Origin of the sequence: Pseudomonas sp. ICMP 460 (assembly GCF_002723595.1) — a bacterium.
In the GTDB taxonomy this organism is placed as follows: domain Bacteria; phylum Pseudomonadota; class Gammaproteobacteria; order Pseudomonadales; family Pseudomonadaceae; genus Aquipseudomonas; species Aquipseudomonas kitaguniensis.
The window spans coordinates 1-1129 of record NZ_LKBR01000054.1 but is presented as its reverse complement, the minus strand read 5'-3'; the positions used below and the strand labels follow the sequence as shown (position 1 = coordinate 1129).

Genomic DNA, 1129 nt, shown 5'->3' with positions numbered 1-1129 from the left:
CCAGCCTGATGGTTGGTAAACGCTGGTATCACTTGGCAGCGGTCATTGATCTGTTCGCCCGCCGAATCGTTGGCTGGGCGTTTTCTCTGATTAATGACGCCACCCTGGTTAGCAAGGCGCTGAGAATGGCGGTGGAGGTTCGAGGCAAACATGCAGGCTTGATGTTTCATTCGGATCAAGGCTGCCAATACACCAGTCAGCTCTTTCAGTCCGAACTGCTGGAGCATGGGATAACGCAAAGCATGAGCCGCAGAGGGCAGTGCTGGGACAACGCACCAACAGAACGTTTCTTCGGGACGCTCAAATCAGAGTGGGTGCCCACCAAGGGCTACACGACAGTTGAAGAAGCGAGGCAGGATATGACCAATTTCTTCATGCGATACAACCGAATCAGGCTCCACAGCTACAACAACTATCTGTCGCCAATAGCCATGGAGCAAAAAGCGGCATAAACACCGTAATCGGTGTCCGGGATTACTTGACCAGTTCAAGCCCGCTCCCACAGGTTGATCCCGTTTGGTTTGGGGTTCTTCCTCAGCGCACCGCGCTCACGCCGTCCAGTGTCGAAAACGAGGTGTCTTTCGCCGTCAGCAAAAATCACGCATATACGGCGCGTCCAGCATGTCGGCACGAATCCCTGCGTACAGCGTCGCAAACAAGCCCTTCTCACCCAAGAGCACGGCGGCCTGAAAGCCGACCTGAGTGGTTGAAGCAGATCAAGGGCGGGTTTTGCATACACAGTAGATCTGTTTTTTTTGCTTTTTGTGGGAGGGGGCTTGCTCCCGATAGCAGTTTTACAGTTGATACATGAATTGACTGACACACCGCCATCGCGAGCAAGCCCGCTCCCACATGTTGATCCCTTTTGGTTTGGGGTTCTTCCTCAGCGCACCGCGCTCACGCCGTCCAGTGTCGAAAACGAGGTGTCTNTTTGGTTTGGGGTTCTTCCTCAGCGCACCGCGCTCACGCCGTCCAGTGTCGAAAACGAGGTGTCTTTCGCCGTCAGCAAAAAATCACGCATATACGGCGCGTCCAGCATGCCGGCACGAATTCCCGCGTACAGCGTCGCAAACAAGCCTTTCTCACCCAAGAGCACGGCGGCCTGAAAGCCGACCTGAGTGGTTGAAGC

General features: G+C 54.9%; 1 protein-coding gene and 2 pseudogenes. 1 reads left to right on the top strand and 2 read right to left on the bottom strand.

Annotated elements, in window-relative coordinates; all coding sequences use genetic code 11:
- Positions 1-452 (top strand): IS3 family transposase (locus tag AO240_RS23820; RefSeq protein ID WP_143505457.1); only part of this gene is annotated, 452 nt, incomplete at its 5' end.
- A gap of 82 nt (positions 453-534) precedes the next feature.
- On the opposite strand, the pseudogene AO240_RS23815 reads toward AO240_RS23820, so the two are convergent.
- A pseudogene (locus AO240_RS23815) lies at positions 535-683 on the bottom strand (LysR family transcriptional regulator); the annotation flags it as partial.
- Between the two features lie 266 nt (positions 684-949).
- Positions 950-1129 (bottom strand): annotated as a pseudogene (locus AO240_RS23810) (hypothetical protein); the annotation flags it as partial.